13 protein-coding genes and 1 pseudogene are annotated in these 17,377 nt (G+C 71.9%); 8 read left to right on the top strand and 6 right to left on the bottom strand.

Annotated elements, in window-relative coordinates:
- Positions 1-261: pseudogene (locus ACZ3I3_RS36075) on the bottom strand (DNA-directed RNA polymerase subunit alpha); the annotation flags it as partial.
- A gap of 297 nt (positions 262-558) precedes the next feature.
- On the opposite strand from ACZ3I3_RS36075, the gene pcaDC reads away from it, so the two are divergent.
- From pcaDC to ACZ3I3_RS36060, 3 genes are read left to right on the top strand one after another with little or no spacing between them, the layout of a single operon-like run.
- Positions 559-1,863: a bifunctional 3-oxoadipate enol-lactonase/4-carboxymuconolactone decarboxylase PcaDC gene (gene pcaDC, locus ACZ3I3_RS36070; protein WP_467372028.1), complete on the top strand. Its 1,305-nt coding sequence runs from the start codon at positions 559-561 to the stop codon at positions 1,861-1,863.
- A 33-nt stretch (positions 1,864-1,896) separates the two neighbouring features.
- Positions 1,897-2,532, top strand: a complete 636-nt coding sequence (locus ACZ3I3_RS36065; protein WP_467372027.1) for an MBL fold metallo-hydrolase — start codon at positions 1,897-1,899, stop codon at positions 2,530-2,532.
- A 52-nt stretch (positions 2,533-2,584) separates the two neighbouring features.
- Positions 2,585-3,364: an exodeoxyribonuclease III gene (locus ACZ3I3_RS36060; RefSeq protein WP_399406353.1), complete on the top strand. Its 780-nt coding sequence runs from the start codon at positions 2,585-2,587 to the stop codon at positions 3,362-3,364.
- 18 nt (positions 3,365-3,382) lie between these two features.
- Here the strand turns inward: ACZ3I3_RS36060 and ACZ3I3_RS36055 are convergent, their stop codons facing one another.
- Positions 3,383-5,089 carry an SGNH/GDSL hydrolase family protein gene (locus tag ACZ3I3_RS36055; protein WP_467372032.1) on the bottom strand — a complete coding sequence of 569 codons (1,707 nt, stop codon included), beginning with the start codon at positions 5,087-5,089 and terminating at the stop codon, positions 3,383-3,385.
- Positions 5,090-5,363: 274 nt separating this feature from the next.
- On the opposite strand from ACZ3I3_RS36055, the gene ACZ3I3_RS36050 reads away from it, so the two are divergent.
- Positions 5,364-5,771: a DUF6278 family protein gene (locus ACZ3I3_RS36050; protein ID WP_399406351.1), complete on the top strand. Its 408-nt coding sequence runs from the start codon at positions 5,364-5,366 to the stop codon at positions 5,769-5,771.
- Positions 5,772-5,911: 140 nt separating this feature from the next.
- Positions 5,912-6,655, top strand: coding sequence for an amino acid ABC transporter ATP-binding protein (locus tag ACZ3I3_RS36045; protein ID WP_467372026.1), 744 nt, complete (start codon positions 5,912-5,914; stop codon positions 6,653-6,655).
- A gap of 223 nt (positions 6,656-6,878) precedes the next feature.
- Here ACZ3I3_RS36045 and ACZ3I3_RS36040 read toward each other — a convergent pair whose 3' ends face one another.
- Both ACZ3I3_RS36040 and ACZ3I3_RS36035 read right to left on the bottom strand, forming a co-directional pair.
- Positions 6,879-8,447, bottom strand: coding sequence for a CocE/NonD family hydrolase (locus ACZ3I3_RS36040; RefSeq protein ID WP_467372025.1), 1,569 nt, complete (start codon positions 8,445-8,447; stop codon positions 6,879-6,881).
- A gap of 116 nt (positions 8,448-8,563) precedes the next feature.
- On the bottom strand, positions 8,564-9,328 hold the full coding sequence (locus tag ACZ3I3_RS36035) for a hypothetical protein (RefSeq protein ID WP_467372024.1): 765 nt from the start codon (positions 9,326-9,328) through the stop codon (positions 8,564-8,566).
- 104 nt (positions 9,329-9,432) lie between these two features.
- Here ACZ3I3_RS36035 and ggt point away from each other — a divergent pair, with 104 nt between their 5' ends.
- A complete protein-coding gene (gene ggt / locus ACZ3I3_RS36030; protein ID WP_467372023.1) occupies positions 9,433-11,232 on the top strand; it encodes a gamma-glutamyltransferase in 1,800 nt (599 codons plus the stop codon).
- A 49-nt stretch (positions 11,233-11,281) separates the two neighbouring features.
- Here the strand turns inward: ggt and ACZ3I3_RS36025 are convergent, their stop codons facing one another.
- Positions 11,282-13,813 (bottom strand): ATP-dependent Clp protease ATP-binding subunit, encoded by a 2,532-nt coding sequence (locus ACZ3I3_RS36025; RefSeq protein WP_467372022.1) that lies wholly within the window; start codon positions 13,811-13,813, stop codon positions 11,282-11,284.
- A 202-nt stretch (positions 13,814-14,015) separates the two neighbouring features.
- Positions 14,016-14,636 (bottom strand): type I methionyl aminopeptidase, encoded by a 621-nt coding sequence (locus ACZ3I3_RS36020; protein WP_467372021.1) that lies wholly within the window; start codon positions 14,634-14,636, stop codon positions 14,016-14,018.
- Positions 14,637-14,660: 24 nt separating this feature from the next.
- On the opposite strand from ACZ3I3_RS36020, the gene ACZ3I3_RS36015 reads away from it, so the two are divergent.
- Together ACZ3I3_RS36015 and ACZ3I3_RS36010 are read left to right on the top strand one after the other, a co-directional pair.
- Complete coding sequence (locus ACZ3I3_RS36015; RefSeq protein WP_467372020.1) at positions 14,661-14,921, top strand: helix-turn-helix domain-containing protein; 261 nt, start codon at positions 14,661-14,663, stop codon at positions 14,919-14,921.
- Between the two features lie 112 nt (positions 14,922-15,033).
- Positions 15,034-17,346 (top strand): DNA polymerase III subunit gamma/tau domain-containing protein, encoded by a 2,313-nt coding sequence (locus ACZ3I3_RS36010; RefSeq protein WP_467372019.1) that lies wholly within the window; start codon positions 15,034-15,036, stop codon positions 17,344-17,346.
- The last annotated feature ends 31 nt before the right edge of the window (positions 17,347-17,377 follow it).

Below are 17,377 nucleotides of genomic sequence, written 5' to 3'. Positions count from 1 at the left end.
CGAGGAGACGACCAGCTGCTTGATGTTGAGGATCAGGTCGGTGACGTCCTCCTTGACGCCCGGCACGGTGGTGAACTCGTGCAGGACACCGTCGACGCGGACGGACGTGACCGCCGCACCCGGGATCGAGGACAGGAGCGTGCGGCGCAGGGAGTTGCCGAGGGTGTAACCGAAGCCCGGCTCCAGCGGCTCGATCACGAACCGGGAGCGGAACTCGTCGACGACCTCTTCGGTCAGGGACGGACGCTGAGCAATCAGCACGGGGTGTGGCCTCCAGGGGGTTCGGCGCCCGCTATGTGACGCCGTGTACACCATGAAGGGTACGGGTGCGACCGGCGATGCGGTCTCCGCGTCCACGGGCCCGTCTCCTGCCAGGGGCGAACACGACTCGTTCACCATGTGGAGTTCCGGCTCCTGATGGGGGAGATTCCGGATGCGTTCAGGCGAGTCGCGGCGAGCCACGGGGATCCCACCACGCTCGATGCCGCGAGAGGGACGAGAGCCGTTAGGTTGGGACCGGCCGTGTGAGATCCCGTGAGAGATGAGAGGGTCTGACGGGTGAGCGAGACACCACCGAACACCCTGCAATACCGCTTTGACGGGCCGGAAGAGGCCCCAGTCCTGATCCTGGGTCCCTCACTGGGTACCACATGGCACATGTGGGACCGCCAGATCCCCGAGCTGATCAAGCAGTGGCGTGTCTTCCGGTTCGATCTGCCGGGGCACGGCGGCGCTCCCGCGTACCCGGCGGGCTCGGTCACCGACCTCACCACCCGGCTGCTGGCCACCCTCGAAGGGCTCGGTGTGCAGCGCTTCGGCTACGCGGGCTGCGCGCTCGGCGGCGCGGTCGGCATCGAGCTGGCCCTGCGCCACCCCGAGCGGCTCGCCTCCCTCGCGCTGATCGCCGCCTCACCGCGCTTCGGCACGGCCGACGAGTTCCGGCAGAGAGGCGTGATCGTCCGTACGAACGGCCTCGACCCCATCGCCCGTACCGCGCCCGAGCGCTGGTTCACCGGCGGGTTCGCCGCCGCGCAGCCCGCGATCACCGAGTGGGCCGTGCAGATGGTGCGCACCACCGACCCCGGCTGCTACATCGCCGCCTGTGAGGCACTCGCCTCGTTCGACGTCCGCCCGGAGCTCGGACGGGTCGGCGTGCCGACGCTGGTCCTCGTCGGATCGGACGACCAGGTCACCGGCCCCGCCGAGGCCCGCACCCTGGTCGCCGGCATCCCGGACGCCCGCCTCGCCGTCGTCCCCGGCGCCTCCCACCTGGTGCCGGTGGAGCAGCCCGCGGCCGTCACCGACCTGCTGGTGCGGCACTTCTCCACCGCCTGGCAGCCCGCCTTCGAGACCTCCACCGGCCAGACCGCCCTGCCCGCGGCCGCCGTCAAGCCGGTCCTGTCCGCCGCCCCCGCGCAGCCCCTCCAGACCGGGCCCGTCGCCGAGATCGCCCCGGTCGTGCCGCCGCAGCCCCAGGGCCGGCCCGACCCCTACGACGCCGGGCTCAAGGTCCGCCGCGAGGTGCTGGGCGACGCACACGTCGACCGGGCGCTGGCACAGGCCGACGAGTTCTCCGGCGACTTCCAGGAGTTCATCACCCGCTACGCCTGGGGCGAGGTCTGGGACCGCCCAGGCCTCGACCGGCGCACCCGCAGCTGCGTCACCCTCACCGCCCTGGTCGCCGGCGGCCACCTGGACGAGCTGGCCTTCCACACCCGCGCCGCCCTGCGCAACGGCCTCACCCCGGGCGAGATCAAGGAGGTCCTCCTCCAGGCGGCCGTCTACTGCGGCGTACCGGCGGCGAACAGCGCGTTCAAGGTCGCCCAGCAGGTGATCCGCGAGGAGACCACGCCCCAGGAGTGACCCCGCGGGGGAGCGCGGAGGCAGGATGGAATCATGAAGCTCACGAAGAAGTCGCACTCCTGCGTCCGCCTCGAAAAGGACGGTCAGACCCTCGTCCTCGACCCCGGCGGGTTCAGCGAGGAGGACGCCGCGCTCGGCGCGGACGCGATCCTCGTCACCCACGAGCACCCCGACCACTTCGACGAGTTCCGGCTGCGCGCCGCGATGGAGAACAACCCGGCCGCGCGGATCTGGACCCTGAAGTCCGTCGCCGAGAAGATCTCCTCGGCGTTCCCCGGCCGCGTCCACACCGTCGGCCACGGCGACACCTTCACCGCCGCCGGCTTCGACGTCCAGGTCCACGGCGAGCTCCACGCGGTGATCCATCCGGACATCCCGCGGATCACCAACGTCGGCTACCTCGTCGACGGCGGCAAGGTCTTCCACCCCGGCGACGCCTTCACCGTTCCCGGCCACCGGGTCGAGACGCTGATGCTCCCGGTGATGGCCCCCTGGAGCAAGATCTCGGAGGTGATCGACTACGTCCGCGAGGTCAGGCCGCAGCGCGCCTACGACATCCACGACGCCTACCTCACCGATCTCGCCCGCCCGATCTACGACCGCCAGATCGGGCAGCTCGGCGGCTCCGAGCACCTGCGGCTGACGTCTGGGGACTCCGCCGAGGTCTGAGGCCGAAGGGGACCGGGCCGCGTTGTCAGACCCGCCGGGTAGGTTGTGGGACATGCGCATCGCGACCTGGAACGTGAACTCGATCACCGCCCGCCTGCCGAGGCTCCTGGCCTGGCTGGAGAGCAGCGGCACGGACGTGCTGTGCCTCCAGGAGGCCAAGGTCGCCGAGGACCAGTTCCCGGCGGAGCAGCTGCGCGAGCTGGGCTACGAGTCGGCGGTCCACGCGACCGGCCGGTGGAACGGCGTGGCGGTGCTCTCCCGCGTCGGCATCGAGGACGTCGTCAAGGGCCTGCCCGGCGACCCCGGGTTCGACGGCTCGGTGGAGCCCCGCGCCATCTCGGCGACGTGCGGCCCGCTGCGCGTCTGGTCGGTCTACGTGCCGAACGGCCGCGAGGTGGACCACCCCCACTACGCCTACAAGCTCCAGTGGTTCGAGGCCCTCAAGGCGGCCGTCGCCGGAGACGCGTCCGGCAGCCGCCCGTTCGCGGTGATGGGCGACTACAACGTGGCGCCGACGGACGACGACGTCTACGACCGCGCGGCCTTCGAGGGCTCCACCCACGTCACGCCGGCCGAGCGCGCCGCCCTCGCCTCCCTGCGCGAGGCGGGCCTGTCCGATGTGGTCCCGCGGCCCCTGAAGTACGAGCACCCGTTCACGTACTGGGACTACCGCCAGCTCTGCTTCCCGAAGAACCGCGGCATGCGCATCGACCTGGTGTACGCCAACCAGCCGTTCACGAAGGCGGTGAAGGACGCGTACGTGGACCGCGAGGAGCGCAAGGGCAAGGGCGCGTCGGACCACGCACCGGTCGTGGTGGACCTCGACGTCTGAGGACTTCGCGGGAAGCGCCTAGAGCAACCGCAGGTCGACCGAGTCCGCCAGGGCCGCCAGCCCCGCGTCGCCCGGGTGCAGATGGTCCCCGCTGTCGTACACGGGCAGGATCCGGGACGGCCGCCCCGGGTCCCGGACCACCGCGTCGAAGTCGAGCACGCCGTCGAAGGCGCCGCCGTCCCGGATCCACTCGTTCACCGCGACCCGCTCGGCGTCCACGGCGGCCGTGCAGCGCGCCTCGCCCTCGCACGGCAGGATCGTCGCCGCGAGCATCCTGACGCCCCGGGCGTGCCCGCGGGCCGCCAGCTCCCGCAGGCCGGCGATCACCTGCTCCGCCGAGGTGTCCCACCGCAGGTCGTTGACGCCTTCGAAGACGATGGCCGTCCGCGCCGACGGCTGGGCGAGGACGTCCCGGTCGAACCGGTGCAGGGCACTCACGCCGGCCGCGTCCGTGGACACACCGTCGCCGGGGTACCGGTCGGTGACCACGCGGTTGCCCGAGATGCCCTGGTTCAGCACTCCGTAGCGCGGGACCGTGGTCTGCTTCAGCAGCCGGCCGGCCAGCACGTCCGGCCAGCGCCGGTTCGCGTCCACCGTGGACTTGTCGCCGTCGGTGATCGAGTCCCCGAGCAGCACCACGGACCCGGGCCCGCCGCTCACATCGACCCCGGCGAGCAGCGGCCGGCTGGTGATCTGGGAGGTGTACGCCCCCGCCGAGCCGTCCGCCGCGTGGTCGCCGGGTTCGCTGACGTACGACCGCTGCTGCGCGAGCCGGTGCACGGGCGCCGCCGCCACCGTGCCGGGCAGGTGGAAGCTCACCAGCAGGTTGGTGTCCGCGGGGACGGCGAAACCCAGGGGATCGCTGTACGCCTGGGCCCCGGCCGGGATCTCCACACTTCCCGCACCGCCGAAGGTCAGCGGCACCGGCGTCCCGCGCGCCGCCGCGCCCGACGCCTGCACGGCGATGGACGCGCTGCCGATCCGGACCGGCGCCGCCGCGAAGGTGTTGTCGAACCGCACCCGCACCCGGGGCCCGCCCGCCGACGTGTGCACGACCAGCCGCAGCGTCCGGTCCGTCCAGGGCCCCACGGCGGTGTAGCCGCCGGTGGACGTCGCCCAACTGCCCGTCCAGCCCCGCGTCGCGGACCGTACCGACACCGCGAAGACGTGCAGCCCGGCCGCGTGCGGCAGCCGGACCGAGGCGACCGGGCGGCCCGGGACCAGCGGCACCGTCACGACGTACAGGCGGGCCCGCTCGGCGAGTTGCCCGCCGGGCGTGTTGATGTGCGGCAGGGCCACCGCCTTCGTGGCGAGCGGCCCGGTGCGCCAGTCGGGCGCGGTCAGCCGGTACCCGGAGCGCGTGCCGTTCGCGTAGGTGATCACGCCCGGGCCGCCCGTCTCGGTGCCGGCGGTGCCCGCCACCAGGAAGGCGAGGGCGTCCCCGCGCCCCGTGACCCGTACGTCCTGGCCGGCGGCGCGGACGTTGTCCGGCTCGCCGGGCTGCCGCCGCGGCCAGGTCAGCCGGGCCCCCTGGACGGTGAGGCCGCGGCCGGGCGTCCAGCCCGCGGCCGCGAGGTCCCGCGCCGACAGGGAGGCACCGGCGCCGTCGAAGTCGGCCTGCGCGGGCCGGCCGTCGTCGCTGACGGCGATGTTGTCGAACAGCCGCTCAAGCGGCACCGGCGCGGCCCGCCGCTCCTCGGCGGCCCGCGCCGAGACCGCCGGCATCAGGGACACGCACAGGGCCAGGACGACCAGGATCCCCCGGACACATCGGCGCACGGCCGACTCCTCCCGCTCATCGACACACGAACGCACCCAGACGAAACGCACGGACGGAACAGAAGACACGACGAGAGCCGAGACGCACGACGCCTGGTGAAACTAGGGAGACTTCAGGGACCCGTCAACGAGCCGAGGACGAACTCGGCGTGAACTCGTCAGGAATGGCGGGCCCGCGCGCCTGTGGTGCGTATGGCGGTACGAATGACACGCTGGACGTATGAACATCCCTTTCCTGGGCAACCGGCGCCGGAAGCTCGGGGTTCCCGATCCGGCTGGCATCGCGGAACTCCTCGCCGAGTGTGAACTGCTCCGCTCCCAGGCGTCCCGGGCGGGTGTCCGGCTGGACGACTCGGCGGCCTCGCTGGAGGCGCTGGACCAGGTCGTGCCCCGCTGGCGGGACGACGAGGAGACCCTGACCTGGCTCGGCAACGACGCCGGGCTCTACCTGGGCACCGTCATCGTGCGCACCGTACCGGGAGCCGCCTGGGAGATCCGGCCCGACGGGCAGCCGGTCGTGCGGCTCGCCTCCGGCCGGGAGTTCGACGTCGTGGACTCCGGTCACGAGTGGGCCGCGAACGGGGTGCCCGAGCTGTCCCAGCTGTACGCGGAAGTCGCGGAGTCGTGAGTCCCATGGCCACAACCTTTGGCCCAAAGTTCGCCGTAAATACGGCTAATGATCGAAAAGTGCGTGTCGCCCGACAAGTCCGATCTTGCCTGGATACGTTGCGGCAACCACCACACAGCTGAGAGTGAGTAGGGCTGAGCATGGCCGTCGATCCGCTGATCGAGCTGCGTGACGTCAACAAGCACTTCGGGGAGCTGCATGTCCTCCAGGACATCAACCTCACCGTCGGCAGGGGGGAGGTGGTCGTCGTCATCGGCCCCTCCGGGTCGGGAAAGTCGACACTGTGCCGGGCGATCAACCGCCTGGAGACCATCGAGTCCGGACAGATCATCCTCGACGGGCAGCCGCTGCCGGAGGAGGGCAAGCCCCTCGCGCGGCTGCGCGCCGACGTCGGGATGGTCTTCCAGGCGTTCAATCTCTTCGCCCACAAGACCGTCCTGCAGAACCTCACCCTGGGGCAGGTCAAGGTGCGCGGGCGCAAGAAGGAGGACGCGGACAAGCGCTCCCGTGAACTGCTCGACCGGGTCGGCGTCGCCGACCAGGCGGACAAGTACCCGGCGCAGCTCTCCGGCGGCCAGCAGCAGCGCGTGGCCATCGCCCGCGCCCTGGCCATGGAGCCCAAGGCGATGCTCTTCGACGAGCCGACCTCGGCCCTAGACCCGGAGATGATCAACGAGGTACTCGAGGTCATGAAGCAACTGGCCCGCGAGGGCATGACCATGATCGTCGTCACCCACGAGATGGGCTTCGCCCGCTCGGCCGCCAACCGTGTCGTCTTCATGGCCGACGGCCGGATCGTCGAGGACCGCACCCCCGACGAGTTCTTCACCAACCCCACCAGCGACCGCGCCAAGGACTTCCTCTCCAAGATCCTCAAGCACTGAACGGGCGGGCACCGGACGGCTCATCGCATCGGACCTCGACTACGATGTGCCCTTCATCCCTGTCGGAGAGGGGGACTTCGCCGAATTCCGCCGATCCCGCCCGGGATGAGCAGACCGCCCGCCCGGCCTGCGGGCCATTCCCACCGGGTGCGGCCCCCACGGCCCTGTCGGCCACGGGGGCGGCGGTTCACATCGGCCAGGCCCGTCCGGCGGCAGCCGGAGATCACTGCTCGCGCAGCGGAACCGACACGTACGACGGGTCGTTCGCCGGCGAGGAGAAGGTCAGCTGCGCGCCGGACGGGTTGTGCTCGATGTAGAGCGGGTCGACCGTGTCGACGACCAGGGCGAGGCGATGCCCGGCCGGGACGTCGTAGGCCGTGGAGTACAGCTCCAGGTCGACGCCGAACGGCTTTCCGGGGGTGCGCCCGTGGAAGGTGTACGGCGCGTTGGTGACCAGCTTGCCGAGGCCGAGCGGCCCCACGTCGTACAGATAGGCGACGAGGGTGCCGCTCTCCTTGGTCGGGGTGAGGGTCGTGTGCAACTTCGCCGTCCCGCGCACCTGCTGGGCCGTGGCGTACTTCTCCGACTGCCACACGGCGGCCCAGCGGCGGGGGAGCAGGGGGATCGAGGCCATCGGGGGCAGCTGGGCCACCTGGTCGAGGATGCTGGACAGGAAGACGACTCCGCCGTCGGCGCCCGAGTTCACGTTCGTGCGGATCGTGGTCGTGCCGGCGAGGGCGAGCTTCCGGTGCGTCGCGCCGGCCGACTTCCAGTCCGGGTAGCCCTCGTAGCCGCCCGCGGAGCGGGACTTCAGCTGGACGGGCTGCTCCCGGTCGATGCCGTTGTCCTCGCCCCGCAGGTAGTGGTCGAACCAGCGCTCGGTGTCCTTCCACACGTCGTTGGGCAGCCCGAACAGGCCGGTCAGCTCGGCGGTGGCGTGGTCCCCGGGCCGCATCTCCAGCCGCTTGGGGCCGGTCAGCTTCTCGTAGAAGTCGGCGTACTGGTTGGGCGGGAAGACCGTGTCGCCCCAGGCGTTGGCGAGCATGATCGCCGCGCCGTTCTTGTTGATCTGGTCGACGTAGGTCGCAGCGGAACGTTTCTTCCCCCAGGCGACGAGTTCCGGCTCCTTCGCCAGGTTGGAGGCGTAGAAGTCGTCGAAGGTCTGCCGGAGTTCGGCGCTCTGCCGGCCCGTCACCACGCTCGCGCCGTCCAGCAGGGCGGCCGCCTGGACGTGCTGGGTGCGCCCGGAGTAGATCGAGTCGATCAGGTCGGCCCAGCCGCTCAGTGAGGCGACCGCCTTGACGCGTTTGTCGTGCGCGGCGGTGAGCAGGCTGATGCCGGCGCCGTACGAGACGCCCGCCATGCCGATGTGCCCGGCGTCCGAAGGGGTGTGGGCGAGCGCCCAGTCGATGACCTTCGAGGCGTCGGCCACGTCGGGCGGGCCCGCGACTTCTATCTCGCCGCCCGACTGCCAGAAGCCGCGCACGTTGTAGGTGACGACGACGTACCCGGAGTCGGCGAGCTTCTGGGCCTGGGCCAGATACTCGACCTGGGGCAGACCCCAGCTCGTGGGCATGACGAGCAGCGGGTAGCGGCGCGTGCCGTCGGCGCCGGCCGGGGTGACGACGTTGGCCTTGAGGCCGGTGCCGCCGTCGCCCGCGATGTCGACGAACCGGACCGGGTTCGGCGCCGCCTGTGCGGTGGGGGCGAGTCCGAGGGCGGTGCCGGCGACCAGGGTCGCCGAGACGGCGCCTACGGCGGTGGTGCGCAGGGCCTTGCGGTGGAGTCCCACGGGTCACTCCTCACTCGTGTCAGTGCAAAGTGACCAGACGGTAACCTCGCCCCCTTACCAGTGGTAACCCGTCGGTAAGTTACGTGCCAGTAACGATTGTTGATAAGTGGAGGACTTCAGGAGGCACGGTGGCTGTTGCGTGGAGCCGACGTCGCCGCGGCGGGCAGCGGTGTCTGGGCCGCGCGCGTCACGTCCTCCACCATCTCGACGACATCCGGCCCGTACGCCTGTGAATTGATCACCTTCAGCAGCAGCACGAACGAGTTGTTGCCGTACTTGCGCGCCAACCGCTCGTGATGGCGGGCGAGATAGCGGGTGGTGGCCTGGTTGGTGATCGACGTCTGGCCGCAGAAGAGGAAGACGGGGCGGGGATGCTGGCTCCGCTCCGCCGTGAGCCGGGCGAGCAGCGCGTACTCCTCCCTGCCGTTCTCCACGCGGTAGCGCTCGGAGCCGATCAGGAACGAGCCCCGGTCCGGGCTCGGTTCCGCGTCCACGTTCACCCGCACACCGGGCAGCAGGGAGGACAGGTGCGCCGCCATACGGCGGTTGGACGCCGGGCCGCCCACGCAGAACTCGGTGCGCTCACCGAATCCCTGACGTGCCGTGTCGTGCGGGAGGATCTGGGCGTGGGCGTTGCAGTCCTTGATCAGCGCGGCGAGTTCGAGCAGCGCGAACACGTCGTAGCGCATCACGGCGAACTCGGGCCCCGCGGCGTTCCGGTTCACCACCAGCAGCGATTCCGAGTTGTCGGGCAGTCCGAAGAAGGCCTGCTTCCGGCGGAGCTTGCGCTTCCACAGGTAGGTGCGGGCCACCCAGCCGAGCGCGGCGCTGATACCCGCCGCGACCACGCCCAGGACGATGTTGCGCACGTCGTCATTCATGGGCGCGCATGGTAGCGGGCCCGACGCACCGGTGTTCGAGGCATTCCTGACGCGGCCATGGCGATGAATTAAGCTGCGCGGACGGCCTTTGACTGGAGGTGCGGATGCGTCGCCCTGTCGCACGGAATCTGACGGTCCTGGCGGTTTCTGCCGCCGTGGTGGTGTCGGTGGGAGGGGCGGCGCCGCCCGCCGCGCAGAGTACCGGCGGTGAGAAAACGCCCCTGGCCGTCGGCTACGGCGGCGCCGTCTCCAGCGTCGACCGGGACGCCTCCGCGGCCGGGCTCGAGGTGTTGCGCAAGGGCGGCAACGCCGTCGACGCGGCCGTCGCCACGGCCGCCGCGCTCGGTGTCACCGAGCCCTACTCGGCCGGCGTCGGCGGAGGCGGCTACTTCGTCTACTACGACGCCAAGTCCCGTACGGTCCGCACCATCGACGGCCGGGAGACCGCCCCGCTGACCGCCGACAAGAACCTGTTCGTCGAGAACGGCAAGCCCGTCCCCTTCTCCCAGGCCGTCAGCAGCGGCCTGAGCGTCGGCACCCCGGGCACACCCGCCACCTGGCAGACGGCGCTCGACCGGTGGGGCAGCAAGCGGCTCGCGAGCGTCCTGAAACCGGCCGAGCGGCTCGCCCGTGACGGCTTCACGGTCGACGAGACCTTCCGCTCGCAGACGGCCTCCAACGAGACCCGCTTCCGCTACTTCCCGGACACCGCCGAGCTGTTCCTGCCCGGCGGGCGACTCCCCGTCGTCGGCTCCACCTTCAAGAACCCCGACCTCGCCCGCACCTACGCGGAGCTGGCCCGCAAGGGCGTCGGCGCGCTCTACCGCGGGGACATCGGCCGGGACGTCGTCGACACGGTCAACAAACCGCCCGTGGATCCCGCCTCGGGCTGGAACGCCCGCCCCGGCGACCTGTCCGAGCGGGACCTGGCCGCGTACCGCCCCAAGCTCCAGGCACCCACCAAGTCCTCGTACCGCGGCCTCGGCGTCTACTCGATGGCGCCGTCCTCCTCCGGCGGCACGACGGTCGGCGAGGCGCTCAACATCCTGGAGCGGACCGACCTGTCGAAGGCGAGCCAGGCCAAGTATCTGCACCGCTACATCGAGGCCAGCCGGATCGCTTTCGCGGACCGGGGGAGGTGGGTCGGTGACCCGGCGTTCGAAGACGTACCGACGAAGGAGTTGCTGTCCCAGCGGTTCGCCGACTCGCGTGCGTGCCTGATCAAGGACGACGCGGTGCTCACGAGTCCTGTGGCGCCGGGTGATCCGCGCGACCCCGAGCGGTGCGGCTCCGGCGGTACGGCCGCTCCGACCACGTACGAGGGCGACAGCACCACGCATCTGACGGTGGCCGACAAGTGGGGGAACGTCGTCGCCTACACGCTCACCATCGAGCAGACGGGCGGCAGCGGGATCACCGTGCCGGGGCGGGGGTTCATCCTCAACAACGAGCTGACGGACTTCTCCTTCACCCCGGCGAATCCCGCCGTGCACGACCCGAACCTGCCGGGTCCGGGGAAGCGGCCGCGGTCGTCGATGTCGCCGACGATCGTGCTCGACCGGCATGACCGGCCCGTGGTGGCGCTGGGGTCGCCGGGTGGGGCGACGATCATCACGACGGTCCTGCAGACGCTCACCGGGTTCCTCGACCGGGGGCTGCCGCTCGTCGACGCGATTGCCGCGCCGCGGGCCAGTCAGCGGAATGCCGCGCAGACCGAGCTGGAACCGGGGCTCGACAGTGGTGTGAAGAAGCAGCTCGAAGCGATCGGGCACTCCTTCAAAGCCAACCCGGAGATCGGTGCGGCTACGGGGGTTCAGCGGTTGCCGGGTGGGAAGTGGCTGGCAGCCGCGGAGACCGTACGGCGGGGTGGGGGATCGGCGATGGTGGTGCGGCCTGTGCGTTGAGTCCCGTCTGACGGGGCGTGGGGGTTGGTCGCGCAGTTCCCCGCGCCCCCTAAGGCGTTGCCGTCTCCTGCGTTTGAAACTTCAGGCGGCCGTCCTCTACGTCCACCGTGACCCGGCCGCCTTCTTCGACGCGGCCGTCCAACAACAGTCGTGACAGCTCGTTGTCCACCTCGCGCTGGATCGTGCGGCGCAGTGGGCGGGCGCCGTACTCCGGCTGGTAGCCGTGTTCGGCCAGCCATTCCACCGCACGGTCGGTGAAGGTCACCGAGATGCCCTTGGTCTGGACGAGGGACCTGGTGCGGTCCAGCAGGAGGTTGGTGATCCGGCGGAGCTGTTCCGTGCTGAGCTGGCGGAAGACGACGATCTCGTCGATGCGGTTGAGGAACTCGGGGCGGAAGTGCTCACGCAGGGGGCGCAGGATCTGTTCGCGCCGGGCCTCCTCGTCCGCGTCCGCGCCGCCCGACGCGAAGCCCACGGAGGCGCCGCGGCGGGTGATCACCTCGGAGCCGAGGTTGCTGGTCATCACGATGACGGTGTTGGTGAAGTCGACCGTGCGGCCCTGGGAGTCGGTGAGCCGGCCGTCGTCGAGGACCTGCAGCAGGATGTTGAAGACGTCCGGGTGGGCCTTCTCCACCTCGTCCAGCAGGAGCAGCGAGTACGGGTGCCGGCGGACGACCTCGGTGAGCTGCCCGGCCTCCTCGTGGCCGACGTAGCCGGGTGGGGCGCCGACCAGGCGGCTGACGGTGTGCCGTTCCTGGTACTCGCTCATGTCGAGGCGGACCATGCGGTCCTCGCTGCCGAACAGGGCCTCGGCGAGCGCCCGGGCCAGCTCCGTCTTGCCGACGCCGGTCGGGCCGAGGAACAGGAAGCTGCCGATCGGCCGGTCGGGGCTGGCCAGCCCGGCGCGGGAGCGCAGCACCGCGTCCGAGACGACCCGCACGGCCTCGTCCTGGCCGACCACCCGCTCGTGCAGATGTTCCTCCAGGTGCAGCAGGCGGTCCTTCTCCTCCTGGGTGAGGCTGCTGACCGGGATGCCGGTCTGCCGGGACACCACCTCGGCGATGGCCTCGGCCTCGACCACCAGGTCCTGGCCCTCGTCGATCTCGTGGTCGCCGCCCGCCTGGGTGATCCGCAGCTTCAGGTCCATGATCCGGTCGCGCAACTGGGTGGCCTGCTCGTACTGCTCGTCCGCGACCGCCTGGTCCTTGTCCCGGGTCAGCTGCTCAAGCTCCCGCTCCATGCCCCGTACGTCGGTGCCCTTGGTACGGGCGCGCAGCCGCACCCGGGCACCGGCCTGGTCGATCAGGTCGATCGCCTTGTCCGGCAGCCGGCGGTCGGTGAGATAGCGGTCGGACAGCTCGACGGCGGCGACCAGGGCCTCGTCGGTGTAGCGGACCTGGTGGTGGGCCTCGTAACGGTCCTGGAGACCGCGCAGGATCTCGATCGCGTCCGCAGCGGTCGGTTCCGGCACCATGATCGGCTGGAAGCGGCGGGCCAGCGCCGCGTCCTTCTCGATCCGGCGGTACTCCTCCAGGGTGGTGGCGCCCACGATGTGCAGCTCGCCGCGGGCGAGGGCCGGCTTGAGGATGTTGCCGGCGTCCATGGAGCTGCCGTCGCCACCGCCTGCACCGGCGCCCACGACCGTGTGCAACTCGTCGATGAAGATGATCAACTGCTCGGAGTGGGCGCGGATCTCGCCGACGATGTTGTTCATCCGCTCCTCGAAGTCACCCCGGTAGCGGGTGCCCGCGACCACGCCCGTCAGGTCCAGGGCGACCACGCGGCGCCCGGTCAGCACGTCGGGCACGTCCCCCTCGGAGATGCGCTGGGCCAGCCCCTCCACGATGGCGGTCTTGCCGACGCCCGCGTCACCGATCAGTACCGGGTTGTTCTTGCCGCGGCGGGAGAGGACCTCGACGGTCTGCTCGATCTCCTCGTCCCGGCCGATCACCGGGTCGATACGGCCCTGCCGGGCCAGCTCGGTGAGGTCGCGGCCGTACTTGTCGAGGGTCGGCGTGTTCGTCGGGCGCGGCCGCTCGGCCTGCGGGGCCTCCGGCGCCTCGGGGGGTTCCGAGGGGGCGAAGCGGGCCGCGTTCAGGATGTGCCCGGCGGCCGAGTCGGGGTTCGAGGCCAGGGCGCTGAGCACGTGCTCCGGCCCGATGTAGCCGTAGCCGCGGGCCCGGGCCATGTCGTGCGCGTCCAGCAGGGCGCGCTTGGCGGCCGGGGTGAGGGAGAGCGCGGTCGGCGGCGGTGCGTCGTCCGGGGCGTGCTGGGCCGGGCCCGACCGCTCGTCGATCTGCGATGCCAGAGAGTCGGGGTTCGCGCCCGCCTTGGTGAGCAGGGTCCGCGTGGGTTCGGTGGCGAGCGCCGCCCGCAGCAGGTGTTCCGTGTCGAGATCCCGGCTGCCGTGCTCGGCGGCGTACTGGGCGGCGCCGCGGACGAGTTCCCGGGCCGGCTGGCTGAGCAGCCGACCGATGTCGATCTGCCGGGGACCGGGACGCGGTCCGCCGAAGAAGCGTGCGAGGAATTCTCCGAAGGGATCCGAGCCGTAGCCCTCCGGGCTGCTGAAGCCGCTGCTCATGGGCCTTCCGTTCCCGGCGTCCCCGGCGCGCGGGCGGGGGGACGCCCTCGCTGGTCGACGTGCCGGGGTCGGGTAACCCGGGTGGCAGCCCGTTACACCTGGGGCGCGCTCGTAGAACACCTTCGCACGATCGCGGACAAGGGGCACCTTCGGGGCGTACCTGGGTAATCCCGGCAGATCTCAGCGTGCGGTCAGGGTGATCTCAGCGTGCGGTCAGGATCCTCGGCCCCGCGTCCGTGATCGCCACCGTGTGCTCCGCGTGGGCCGCGCGGGAGCCGTCGTCCGTCATCAGGGTCCAGCCGTCGGGGGCCGGGTGGAAGGTGTCGATACCGCCCGCGATGACCATGGGTTCGATCGCCAGCGCCATGCCGTGCCTCAGGCGCATCCCGCGCCCCGGCCTGCCCTCGTTCGGCACTCCGGGGTCCTCGTGCATCCGGCGGCCGATGCCATGGCCGCCGAAACCGTCGGGGATGCCGTAGCCCGCGGCGCGGCAGACGGTGCCGATCGCGTGCGCGATGTCGCCGATGCGGTTGCCGACGACGGCGGCCTCGATGCCGGCTTCGAGGGCCCGCTCGGCGGTCTCGATCAGGCGCAGGTCGGCCTCGCGCGGGGTGCCCACGATGAAGCTGAGGGCCGAGTCACCGACCCAGCCGCCCAGTTCCGCGCCGAAGTCGATGGAGACCAGGTCATGCGCCACCTCGTCCAGCTCCAACAGGGAGACGCCCACGTCAGCGGCCTTCTGCGCGGCCGTCAGGGCGCGGGCCACGACCTGGCCCGCTTCGTGCATCGCATCGATCGACACATCGGTCTTCAGCTCAACCATTCCAATTACTATACCGGTATTAGAATGGGTGGCATGGTGCGCACCCCTCTCACCCCCGAAGAGCGCGAACGCGGCGAACGGCTCGGCCGGCTGCTGCGTGAGGCGCGTGGCGACCGGAGCATGGCGGAGGTCGCGGCGAAAGCGGGCGTCTCCCCGGAGACGCTCCGGAAGATCGAGACCGGTCGGGCTCCGACCCCGGCCTTCTTCACCGTGGCCGCGCTGGCCGGCGCGCTCGGGCTGTCGATGGACGAGTTGGCCGGGCGGTGCGTGCTGGTGCCGGTCTGACGACGCGGTGCTGAGGCTCCTGCGCCGCGTGTGAAAACTCCCCGTAGCACAGCTGTAACACGACTGGTGTTGCCTACTGGTCGGAGTGCTCCGGTCGGGCGGGAGTTGAGCGATGACGGCGGATCGACTCCCAAGTGAAGTACGGGAGTTCGCGCATTACCTGGAGGGTCTGCTGGCACGCCTGGACCCGTCCGGGGGCTGGTGCGCGGTGTTCTGGCAGCGTGACCCGGAGGGCATGCGGGCCTGTCTCGACGGGCGTGAGATGCCGCCGTGGGACGTGGTCGAGGCGCTGTTGCAGGACCTGGCCGGGCAGTACGGCCCGGGGGGCGCGGGCCCGGAGACGGAACGCGCCCGGTCCCTGCACGCCGCCGCGCTCGCCGCGTACGACGCCCGGCCCGGTGGCCGTGACGCCCTCGGGGACCGGCTCGACGTCATGCTCCGCGAACAGAAATACGCCGCCGAACGCCGGGCGGAACTGACCCGCCTCCTCGCCACCGCCGCGACCCGCGAAGAGGCCGACGCCTTCCGTCTCGACTTCGCCTGGGCCCACGACGACCACCGACGCGCGACGGCGCGCTGCGCGGAACTCCGGGCCCGGATGGCCGACTTGGACCGCCGCGAGCGGGGCGTGTCCCGCGGGGTGTGGGGCGACGGACGGGTGGATGGCACGTCGGGGGCTCCCGCGGGCGCGTCCAGTGGCACGGACGCGACGTCAGGCGGACCCGACGACGGTGCCTGGTCGGGCGCATGGCGCCCCGGGACGAACGACGGAGGCGCAGGGGCGCCGGACGGGGCGTCGCGAGCAGGACCGGCCGGGTGGGTGGGCTCCGGTGCCGCGGCGGAGGGTACTTCGGGAGCAGGGACGGGTAGGAGTGCGGGCCCTGGTGCGGCTGGGGACGGGGCTTTGGGAACAGGAGCGGCCAGGTGGCAAAGCGCTGGTGCCGCGGCGGACGGTGGCCGGCCGGTAAGGGCCGACGGGTACACGCCCGCCGGCCCGGCACCGGACAGCGGCCGTATGCGATCGGCCCCTGGCGGCCCGTATGACCCGGGCACGCCTGACACGCCGTGGCACGCCGAGGCCCCGGCGCCAGGCGCGACGGGCGCGGCCGGCCATGACGACCCCCGCCATACGGACTCCGGGGCGGCCCCGGCCGGGCGGCCCGACACCCAGGACGGCGAGTTCCAGGCTGGGCGTGCCGCCTTTCGGGAGGCCGGGTCCGGTGGTGCCTCCGGCGCGTTCGCGGCTCCGCTGGATCGGGCCGAGGTCCGGGAGGGCGGCGAGTTCGAGGCGGGGCGTGCCGCCTTTCGGGAGGCCGGGTCCGGTGGTGCCTCCGGCGCGTTCGCGGCTCCGGTGGGTCGGGCCGAGGTCCGGGAGGGCGGCGAATTCGAGGCTGGGCGTGCCGCCTCGCCGGAAGCCGCGTCTGGCAGGGCCCCTGGCGCGTTCGCGGCTCCGGGCAGCGGGGGTGATGGGCGCGGTGGCGGGCATCCGGGCGGCGCGGCTGCCCCGCGGGAGGGTGCGGCCGGTGCCCGTGACCGGGAGTATCAGGCAGGTTGGGCGGCCTCCCGGGAGGCCGCGTCTGACGGCGCCTCCGGCGCGTTCGCGGCTCCGGTTCGAGGGAGCGGTGGGCGTGACGGCGAGTATCCGGGGGACGGGGTCGGCACAGCCGAACCCCTCACCCCCAAGCAACGCAAACGCCGCCGCGGCAGTGCCCGTTTCGCCGGGATGGTCGAGGAGGACGCCGCACCCGTCGTCGTGCCGCCCGCTGCCGTGCCACTGCTTCCTGAACCCGCCCCCGTGACCGGCCGCCGTAAGCTGCGTGGTGCGCGGTTCGCGGGGGCCGCCGACGAAGTCGTGGGGGAGGAGCGCACGGAGCCGCGGGTCGCGGCCGTCGGGGTGGAGGAGCGGAGGGACGTCGTGCGGGCCGTCGAGGCCCTCGCGCGGCTGCGCAAGGAAGGCCGCAGCGGCGAGGCCCATGCTCTGCTGGTCGAGGCCGCGTCCTGGGCCCCGGCCCGGTTCCCGCTGCTCGCGCAGGAACTGGAGCGGGCCGGGCTCGGTGCGGACTGGCAGACGCTGCTCTGGGAGGCCGGCTCGCTCCCCGCCGGGCGGCTGGTCGCCGCGGCGGACGCGCTGGCCGCGGCCGGCCGCGCGGGCGACGGACAGCAGATCCTGCGGCAGGGAGTCGGCCGGCCCCCGGGCGAGATCGGAGAAGCCGTCCTCGCACTCGTCGCCGAGGGACGTCACCGCGAGGTGCGCGTGCTGCTCGACGCGTACGTCACGGCCCGCACGCCCGAGGAGGCGGCCCGCAGCGCCGAGCCCGGTCCGCAGACCCTCGTACCGCTCCTGCTGGAGGCCGCCCGGGGCATGTCGGACGAGCGCCGCCGGGACCTCGTGCACGCCCTGCGAGTCGCCGGATTCCCTGCCTGACCGGGCATGCCGTGCTCCCGGCGACTCACCC

The organism is Streptomyces sp. NPDC016851 (assembly GCF_055562795.1).
This window is presented reverse-complemented; position numbering and strand designations above follow the sequence as displayed.